Source organism: Mariniradius sediminis, assembly GCF_021491425.1.
In the GTDB taxonomy this organism is placed as follows: Bacteria; Bacteroidota; Bacteroidia; order Cytophagales; family Cyclobacteriaceae; genus Mariniradius; species Mariniradius saccharolyticus.
Genome location: NZ_JAKEVZ010000073.1, coordinates 1 through 292, shown reverse-complemented (window position 1 = coordinate 292; position 292 = coordinate 1). Strand labels below are relative to the sequence as shown.

Sequence of the window (292 nt, the reverse complement as noted above, 5' to 3'; positions counted from 1 at the left end):
ACAACTGTCAAAAGCGTCCTCTCCTTCCAGTAATGCCTTCACACCAGCTATTCCTTTAAGGTGGGTTCGGTTAGTATAATAACTCCGGCAGATGGAACTGTTCAGCATCACGCCGGCGGCAGCTTTTTTCAGGGCTTCTGTAAGCGCATGAACGAGCTTGTCTGTAGTTGCATCTTCCAGTATGAATAATAATCCCGGATTGGTACAAAACTGTCCAACACCTAATGTTATCGAAGCAGCCAACTGTGCCGCAAGTGCCTCCGGATCCGCTTTTACAAGAGCAGGTAACAAC

1 pseudogene is annotated in these 292 nt (G+C 47.6%); it reads right to left on the bottom strand.

From position 1 onward, the window contains the following. Positions 1-292, bottom strand: a pseudogene (locus tag L0U89_RS20335) (aldehyde dehydrogenase (NADP(+))); the annotation flags it as partial.